The following is a 6,839-nucleotide window of genomic DNA, read 5'->3' as shown; positions in this document are numbered from 1 at the left end:
TGCGTAAATCAATTCGTCAAAGCTGATCCAACCATGCTTGGGCATTTTTCAGATGGGCATCACGCTTTTGTGAGTCCATCTTTCTGGCCATGCTGCACATCATTGCCCAACGCGGATTCTTCGCCAGTTCGTCAGCGTGGTTCCAGATCCAGCGCCAGTAGAGACCGTCCCAGACATCGCACCACGGCGCCTTTTTGTGATGGCTCATTTTGCGAACGTAGGACGAACCGGAAAAATAGGGTTTGGTCGTGATCAGACCTCCATCGGCATGCTGGCTCATCGCATAGACGTTGGGAACCATCACCCAGTCGTAGCTGTCGACGAACATTTCCATGAACCACCGATAAATTTGCTTTGGCTCGAACTCGCACAGAAACATGAATCCGCCGAGTACCATCAAACGTTCGATGTGATGGCAGTATCCGGTGTTCAGAATACGCTTGATCGTGTCGTCGATTGGCAGGATCCCTGTCGTGCCATCGTAAAAGCTTTTGGGTATGTCGCGTGTGTGATTCCAGCGATTGGAGTTCCGCATCGTTACGCCAAGATCATCATAGGTCGCGCGGATGAACTCTCGCCAGCCAATAATCTGTCGCAGAAAGCCCTCCAACGAGTTGAGCGGAACGTCATTTGATTCCGCATGTTTCAAAGTGGCCTTTACGATTTGCTTTGGTGTCAGCAAGCCCACGTTGAGCATGGGAGTCAGCACCGAATGCCAGAGCCAGCTTTCGTTTTCGACGATCGCGTCCTCGTAGGGGCCGAAGTTGTCAAAGCGATGCTTCAGGAAATTCTTCAACCACGAAGTCGCAGCCCGATGGCTGGTCGGATAGAACAGCGACTCCAGGTTTCCGGGGTTGTCCGCGTATTTTTCCTCCACATGATCCCTGGCGTTTTCGTCGATTGCGTCAAACTTGACTTTCGGAATCGCGGGAATCTCAGCCAGCATTTTCTTTGGCACTTTCTTACGATTGTCTTCATCGAAAGACCACTTGCCGCCAAACGGTTCACCTTGATCGTCGACCAGAACGTTCAGACGTCGCCGTTGGGACTTGTAAAAGTCTGCCATGAACCATCGCTTTTTGCCGCTGCGGTATTCGGCGTTCTGTTCCGGCGAATTCAGAAACCCGGGATTGTCCAGATAGTTGACTTTGATGCCCAGTTGGTCGCAAAACCGATTGAGCCGTTTGCTGAGCATGAAGTCGACGGGATCGAGCGTTTCGAATCGCTTCGGTTTGAGCGTTCTCGCCTGAAGCAGACTTTCGAGATGGGTTTTCAGCGAGTCTGCAGATTCGTCATGCTCCAGATAGATCGTTTTGAATCCTTTCTCAACCAACATTGCCTCGTAGCGTTTCAAGCTGGCCCGATGCAGCCAAAGTTTCTGCTTGTGAAACGCTGCCGAATAGTTTGCGTCGCCAAAAAACAGGCTGTCCTCGATCAACACGATCCGACGGGGATCTTTCTTGAGCCCGGGATGATTTGCGAACAGTTGGTTTGGGAAAATGAGCAAAAACATGAGGGATTTTGGATTAAAACGCTATTTGCTTGGACTGCTGATTGGGTTGCCGGTGAACGCCAACGAGAAAAACCGGTTAAAATTCTGTGCCGTAACTTTCACCTTGCCTGCCAAATATTATGTCATCTCTCGTTTGGTTTCGTCGCGATCTGCGCGTCCACGACAACTCCGCTCTGTATCACGCCTGCAAAGAATCCGACGAAGTTGTCGGACTATTCGTGTTCACTCCCGAACAGTGGAAACAGCACGACGACGCGGACGCGAAGATCAGTTTCTGGATCGAAAACCTCCGCTGTCTTTCCGACGAGTTGGACGACTTGAACATTCCGCTGATTATCCGCAGTTGCGATTCGTTCGCAGAAACACCGAAACTGGTGGTTGAAACGGCCGAAGAACACAATTGCTCAAAGCTCTTTTTCAATCGCGAATACGAAGTCAACGAGCATCATCGCGACGCCGTCGTCATTGAATCGGCTCAAGCGTCTGACATCGAAGTCACCAGCTACCACGACCGGATTATCGTTCCGCCTCGCGAAATCGAGACCAAGGAAGGCAAATTCTACAGCGTGTTCACGCCCTATCGCAAAGTTTGGGATACCAAAGCACTCGACTTTGCGAAGGTGTTGCGCAAACCAACAGCCCGCAACTCGATCGATGTCAAAGCAGACTCCGTTCCCGACTCGATCGCCGGTTTTGATTTTTCGAACGATCGGGCTGACTTGTGGAAACCGGGTGAAGCAGAAGCCAAAAAGCGATTGAAGAAGTTCGTTGATCGAATCGACGACTATGACGAAGCCCGTGACGTTCCTTCGCAAACTGGAACGAGTTTGTTGTCGCCCTACCTCAACGCCGGCGTCATCTCTCCGCGTCAATGTCTGGCCGCAGCGTTAAAACATAACGACGGGAATATCACGGGTTCCGAGGGCGCAACAACGTGGATCTCCGAATTGACGTGGCGTGACTTTTACACGCACGTGATGGTGGGCTTCCCCCGCGTGTCGCGTCATCATCCGTTTAAAAAGAAAACCGAAGGCATCCCGTGGCGATACGCCGAAGATGATTTTCAAGCCTGGTGCGAGGGGCGAACAGGCTATCCGATCGTTGACGCCGGCATGCGGCAGCTAAATCAGACCGGTTGGATGCACAACCGTTTGCGGATGGTGACGGCTATGTTCCTGACCAAGAATCTGTTGATCGATTGGCGTTGGGGCGAAAAGTACTTTATGCAGAAACTCGTCGACGGTGATCTGGCAGCGAACAATGGAGGCTGGCAATGGTCGGCATCAACGGGAACCGACTCGGTGCCCTACTTTCGTATCTTCAATCCGTTCAGCCAAAGCAAGCGGTTTGACGTGGATGGCACTTTCATTAAAAAGCTTTGCCCCGAACTCGAAGCAGTGCCTTCCTCTGCTCTTCACGATCAGAAGAAGCTTGCCGCTGCGCTGGAAAAGCACGATGTCGACTACCCGGCGTTCGTTGTTGACTACAAAGCGGGTCGCGAACGAGCCCTTGAAGCCTTCAAATCGCTGTAGCACGCTCGCGGTGACTCGCGGCGAGGCACGCTAACCTTGCAGCCCACGCATTGTACCGGTGCTGCTGGCGAAGCTGTCGGATTCCAGCCCCATGCTTTGCATCAGGCTGACGAACAGGTTCGGCAACGGATAGTTTTTCTTTTGATCGAAGGCCAGATGTTGCCCATGTTTGAAGCCACCGCCGGCGAACAAAACTGGCATGTTTTTGTTGCTGTGATTGGAAGCGTTGCCAAGGTTGCTGGTTAGCAAAACCGAAGTTTGATCAAGCAGGCTTTCGCCGTTTTCATCGATCCCGTCGAGCGAACGCAGGAAGTTGCCCCAGGAGGAAATGATTTCCTGCTCGATAATCGCCAGTTGTTCCAGTTTGGTTTCGTCCCGACCGTGATGGCTCAGCGAGTGATAGGCTTCGCGAACGCCCTTCAACGGTAGTACGCCGCCAGAACTGCCCAGGTGGTAGACGATGAATCGACTTGAGTCCGTTTGCAGCGCGAGGCGAATCATGTCCGACATCAGCTTTTGCCGTCCGACAAAGTCGCTACGGTTTCCGATATCGACTGGTTTCTTGGCATCAACTTTTGGCTTGGGTTCATGAGCCCAGTCTTCCGATGCAGCCAGGCGTTTCTCCAGATCGCGAACGCTCGAGTAGTACGCGTCGAGTCGCTGTTGATCGCCCTTGCCGAGTTCCCGCTCGAGTCGCTTGGCATCTTCCTGGACCAGATCCATGATGCTGCGACCTTCCCGGACCAGTTTGGCCTGACGTTCTCGCTGACGTTTGGAATCATTTACGAAGAGTCGCTTGAACAACGCAGAAGGTGAATCTTCGGCGGGAATCATGGCGCCGTTCTCGGTGTAGGAAGGGCTGTTCGAGCCCTCGCTACTGAGCACCAGCGACGGGAATCGGGTTTCTCCGCCAAGATGCTTGGCCAACAGTTGATCGATGGACACAGAATTGCTCGCCCGTCCTGAACTGCCGACCGGATTCGCGGTCAGGATACTTGCTTCGGCGCGATGGCCTCCGCCGACGCCAGGATGAGACGACCCGGAGATGATTGTGAATTTGTCTCGAATGTCGTTGAGCGGCTTCAGGTAGCGACTGGGTTTGTAGTTCGCGCCAGTTTCAGTCGGGTTGAGGTTCGGTGCGTGCAAACCCAGTCCCAAGGTCATGGCCACAAAACGCTTGGGGGCATTCTCTGCGTCGGCGCCCTTTGCGTAGGCAGGACGCATCGCTCCAAGCAACGGCAGAGCAAGTGTCACGCCGGTTCCTCGTAGGATGGATCGGCGATCAAGACGCTTTTGAAAACTGAAGTCGATCTTCTTCACAATGGCCTCTAAAGTTAAGTGTGTCGTGTTGTTTTACTTGGACATGAAAAGTTCGCTGGCAACGACTTCCTTGATCAGGCTTTCAAAACCATAGTCCGACTTTGCTGTTCTGGAAACGCAGGCTTTGATGTCGTCACGATCGGCGAACTGAATCGTCTCGCCGGTTCCGTACGTCATTAGTTTTTCAGCAACGTTCTGCGCCAGTTTCTGTTTGTCTTTGAGGACCAACGCTTTGAACTGATTCAGATTCTTGAACTTCTTGCCACTGGCCATTTCAAAGCTCGCGTCGATCACCCGCCGGTTTTTCTTCTTCTTTTTGCCAACGCCGTAATGAGTTCTCCAGCGTCCGGAGGGATCGAAATTCTCAAGGGCAAATCCTGGAGGATCGATCTTGCGATGGCAGGAAGCACAATCGCTGTTGTTTTTGTGCTTTGCCAGTTGATCACGAATCGATTTGGCGCCGCGTATGTCCGGTTCGATTGCGGGGACATTTTCAGGCGGCGGCGGAATGTGCTCGCCAAGCAGTCGTTCCGATACCCAGACGCCACGAACAACAGGCGATGTGTTGTTGCCGTTGGACGTGACTTTCAGTACCGATCCATGTGTGATTAAACCGCCGCGGTGATCCGTTTTTCGCAAGCTGACTTTTTGAATCTGGTCGCCATCAACTGCCCCAATGCCGCTACCGCCAACACCGTAGTACTTCGCAAGACGGCTGTTGAGGAATGTGAAGTCCGAATCGATCAGGTGTGTCACGCTGAGATCTTCATCGATCATCTGTTGCAGATAACGATGTGTTTCGTCGAGCATCGAACGCTCGACAATTGGATCGAAACCGGGATAGAATCTGCGATCGGGCTCCGTAAAATCGATCTGGTTCATGTCCAGCCACTGGTCTGCGAAGTCCACAACGAAGTTTTTGCCTCGCGGGTCACGAAGCATCCTGGCGACCTGTTGTTTGACCACTTTGGGATCGGAAAGTTGGCCTTTGGAAGCCAGCAACCACAATTCCTCGTCCAGCATACGGTTCCACAGCATATAGCTCATCCTCGCGGCGATCGAAAAATCGTCCAGCTTACCAGGCCGTTCATAGAAGTACATGAATCGGGGCGAGCAGAGAATCGCGCGGTAGCCGACGCGTAGAGCGCTGACAAAATTTCCGGAACTCTCAAGCCGTTCCAACGAAATTTTCAGGTAGGGAGCAATGTCATCGTTCTTGATGGGGCGTCGAAACGCTTTTTTGGCGAACCGATAGAGCAGCTGTTTGAGAGCCTTGTCCGGATCCTCCGGTTTGACCGAACCGGTGAATTTTTTGCCGTAGGTGACTCGATGTTTTGCAAACAACAATTTGCGGATCGCATCGTTGTCCGGTCCGGGTTCAATCCGTTGCATGTCCATGGACTTGATCGCGACCCCCGGAGCGTTTTGTGGCTCGCCCTTTCCGGTCTGCACCTGGCCGCCATCGAACCACGCTTTCTTTAATGTGGCGTCGCCCGGTCGAATCTCAAGCATCTGCCCTTCCGTCATCCACGCTTCGACAACGACTTCCCTGATTTCACTTCCGGCTTCGAAAGCACCGATCCAACTGAGCAATGGCGCACTCGAAATGCAACGTCCCGATCGAATTGTGCACCAAACACCGCCCTCTTTTGGCAAGTTAAGTCCCTTGGCGCGAATGGTAAATCGATACCAACCATCCTCTTCCACTTCTGATGCGGGAATGCGACCGTAGTAAGGCATCGTCGAACACCAGGTGACTGCATGACCGTCGATCAGTTCGGGTTCGCGACAGCGTTTTCGTTTTTCTGGTCGAGCAACTTTTTTGGCGGGGATGGTTTTTTCACGACCCTCTTTTCGCGTGAAAGCACGCTTGAAGGCGTTGTCCAATGCCAGATCAACCGTGTTGACGTGTTGCTCAAGCTGAAAATGCGACATCGACTGGCCGGAAGCGACGGTCGTAAAGCCTCCGGTTCGCGGCTCGTCCGGCATCCGATTCTCAAGCGGAATGTTGATGCCGAGCAAATCGTGCAACGTTCTTTCAAGCTGCAAATTTGTCAATCGCCTGGCTCCGACACGACCGACGGCTTTGGCGCGACGGGTCTGAACGTTGCTGATCCAGCCACCAGTCGCTTTGAGAAACTCCTTTCGATCCGACGCATCAAGCTCGTTGTAGTCGACCGGTGGCATTTCCCGATCACGAACTCGATCAAATACGCGACTCCATTTATGCGAGTTCTTGTGGTCAAGCTGGTCTGACAATGCATCGATGTCGAAACCCGCTTCTGCGGAACTTCCCTGATGGCAATCCAGACAATTCTCTTCCAAGAAAGTACGAACGCTCTCAGGCGCTGGCGCCATAACGTCTGCATCCTGGCCAAACGATTGATGTTCTGAAGCCAGAAGAAACGCGGTGGCTGCGAGCAGGATTTTGGAAAAAGTTCCTGTCATGAAATTCAGATCGGCAATGAGTCGGT

Annotated in this window: 4 protein-coding genes; 1 reads left to right on the top strand and 3 read right to left on the bottom strand. The window is 52.8% G+C overall.

Annotated elements, in window-relative coordinates; translation table 11 throughout:
- Window positions 1-16 precede the first annotated feature (16 nt).
- A complete protein-coding gene (locus tag MFFC18_RS20090; RefSeq protein WP_075084085.1) occupies window positions 17-1,513 on the bottom strand; it encodes a cryptochrome/photolyase family protein in 1,497 nt (498 codons plus the stop codon).
- 119 nt (window positions 1,514-1,632) lie between these two features.
- Between MFFC18_RS20090 and phrB the strand changes: the two genes are divergently transcribed.
- The gene (gene phrB, locus MFFC18_RS20085; protein WP_075084086.1) at window positions 1,633-3,045 is read left to right on the top strand and encodes a deoxyribodipyrimidine photo-lyase; all 1,413 of its coding nucleotides are present in this window, start codon (window positions 1,633-1,635) and stop codon (window positions 3,043-3,045) included.
- 30 nt (window positions 3,046-3,075) lie between these two features.
- Here the strand turns inward: phrB and MFFC18_RS20080 are convergent, their stop codons facing one another.
- Both MFFC18_RS20080 and MFFC18_RS20075 read right to left on the bottom strand, forming a co-directional pair.
- Entirely contained in the window at window positions 3,076-4,365 is a 1,290-nt protein-coding gene (locus MFFC18_RS20080; RefSeq protein WP_075084087.1) for a DUF1552 domain-containing protein, read from the bottom strand.
- A 33-nt stretch (window positions 4,366-4,398) separates the two neighbouring features.
- Window positions 4,399-6,813, bottom strand: a complete 2,415-nt coding sequence (locus MFFC18_RS20075) for a DUF1592 domain-containing protein (protein WP_238381233.1) — start codon at window positions 6,811-6,813, stop codon at window positions 4,399-4,401.
- Window positions 6,814-6,839: the final 26 nt, after the last annotated feature.

Origin of the sequence: Mariniblastus fucicola, assembly GCF_008087665.1 — a bacterium.
GTDB classification, from domain to species: Bacteria; Planctomycetota; Planctomycetia; order Pirellulales; family Pirellulaceae; genus Mariniblastus; species Mariniblastus fucicola.
This window is presented reverse-complemented; position numbering and strand designations above follow the sequence as displayed.